A 1,750-nucleotide genomic window follows, 5' to 3' on the forward strand; every position below is an offset into this window, starting at 1 on the left:
CGCTCTTATTAATACACTTATATATAGGTTTAGCTAGCCAACCATGAAGCAGAGATAAGTGTTTGATTGCCTTTTTTACTTTACCTATAAACTCACTACCGGCAACAATATCCCCGTCTTCAAGCGTAAACAAGCTGCTAAGTTGAACTAAAATAGCATCCGTTTATGAGAAGATACGCCATGTTATTTGAAGAGTTTATGACGCAAGCGCGGTTTGATACTTTTAGAAATGTAGCCATAACAAACCAACCTACTGATAATAATACCTCTATTAGTGATTATAAGGTTACTTGAGCCAGCGCGACAAAATAGGTGAGTAAAATATAAAACCAAGAGTATCATTTAGTGCAAGCAGAGTATTACCAGAACTCGATAGTGATACAACTTTACTCAATCTCCTTGCCCCCCATTCAAATGACAAGTGGTAATAATTGGATAGAAAACTTAACGTTAAATCCGATGCAACCTAATAGCTTCAAAAATGGTAAACCTATAGTTATAAGGCAAGTTCAAAAAGCTATTCCTTATATTTACCATCATAAAACACAGCCTAAACATTAACTTAAACAATAAGCTTTGACATCAAAAGCAGTTAGAAATATTATGAAAAAGTGGAAATTATAATAATATTTCCTACAATGTAAGTAGATGCTTTAAATAAAGTATGTGTCGGTTAGATTGAATTCACGTCACTTATGAATATTAATTTTTATCGATTAGAGTCATTTCTAATACTAAAATAAAGTTTTATACGTACTACTTTGTAGAAATAAATATTTATAAATAGGTATGTTGAAATCTTCTATCAATTTAACGTTTAGTTTTACCTGCTTATAAAGCACACCAACCAGTAAGGGTGATCATGAACACATTAAGTATTAAGCAAAGAATTTTGTTGCTTACAATAGCTCCTATAACGCTCGCAGTATTAATTATTATGTTTTTGGTCAATATCCAACTCCAGGAACTTGGCGAAGAACAAGTTAAAAATACTAAAATTACTATGATGGAGGATAAACGAGCCACCCTTAAAAATTACGTTGATATATCATTGTCTGCCGTGAGCAGTTTAGTTGAACAAGCGAGTGGGATTAATGATGAGCAAATAAAAAATGAAGTCGCAGGCTATTTGCGTAGTATTGATTATGGTGAATCAAGTGATGGTTATATATTTGTTTTTCAATATAATGGTGAAAATGTCGTGCACTCAGCACAACCCGAACTTGAAGGGAAAAACCTCTATGATGCCAAAGATCCTCAAGGTACTCCTTTCATCAAAAAACTAATAGAGAGTGCTAAAAAAGGGGGTGATTATGTTGAATTTATGTGGAACAAACCATCTATCAATAGGGATGTTGCAAAATTAGGATATGCAAAACCAATAGAAAAATTTCAATGGATGGTAGGCTCGGGTTTTTATATTGATGATATTGAAAGTGAAGTTGCCAGCATTCGAATGAAGATTGATACAAGTATTAATAAAGCCATGGTGCTTATAGGAACTGTTGGTGCTGCTTTGATCGTACTTGTGATTTTTATCAGTCTTTATGTTTCCGCTAAAATCACCCGCCCCTTATGTGATACCGCAAATGCCTTAGATGACATTAGCCAAGGTGAAGGTGACTTAACTCGCCGTTTAAAATTATATTCTGAAGATGAAGTTGGACAAGTAGCAAAAGGATTCAACTTATTTGTAGATAAAATGCAACAATCAGTTTTAGAAGTGAAGAATGGTATTACTGATCTGAGT

The 1,750-nt window shown here is 33.6% G+C and carries 1 protein-coding gene; it reads left to right on the plus strand.

The features are described from left to right. Positions 1-862: 862 nt before the first annotated feature. Positions 863-1,750 (plus strand): cache domain-containing protein (locus Q4503_RS18735; protein WP_303603185.1); only part of this gene is annotated, 888 nt, incomplete at its 3' end.

The sequence above is a fragment of the Colwellia sp. 6_MG-2023 genome (genome assembly GCF_030547765.1).
Classification (GTDB): domain Bacteria; phylum Pseudomonadota; class Gammaproteobacteria; order Enterobacterales; family Alteromonadaceae; genus Colwellia.